The organism is Allobosea sp. 05T433, assembly GCF_056396065.1.
Genome location: NZ_JBFTKS010000140.1, coordinates 1 through 372, shown reverse-complemented (window position 1 = coordinate 372; position 372 = coordinate 1). Strand labels below are relative to the sequence as shown.

Below are 372 nucleotides of genomic sequence, written 5' to 3'. Positions count from 1 at the left end.
CCGAGATCCGCGCCCCGATCGCCGGCATCGTCAACGAGTTGACCGTCTTCACCGTCGGCGGCGTCATCACCCCGGCCGCCCGTCTCGCCACCATCGTACCGGGCGAGGCCAAGCTCACCGTCGAGGTCAGGATCGCGCCGACGGATATCGACCAGGTCAGGCCGGGCCAGCCCGCCCGCCTGCGCTTCTCCGCCTTCGCCAAGAATTCGACCCCGGAACTGCCGGGCACCGTCAGCCATCTCTCCCCGGCGACCACCCGCGACCCCACCACCGGCGCCAATTTCTACACCGGCGAGATCCAGATCGACGGCGATCTCGTCGCCGCCCTCGGCGACCGCAAGCTCCAGCCCGGAATGCCGGTCGAGGTGAGGT

At 69.9% G+C, this 372-nt stretch carries 1 protein-coding gene; it reads left to right on the top strand.

Annotated features, from left to right (window positions below; genetic code table 11):
- The coding region (locus AC1DGP_RS35395) for a beta-barrel domain-containing protein (RefSeq protein ID WP_476833314.1) at positions 1-372 on the top strand (372 nt) is incomplete at both ends.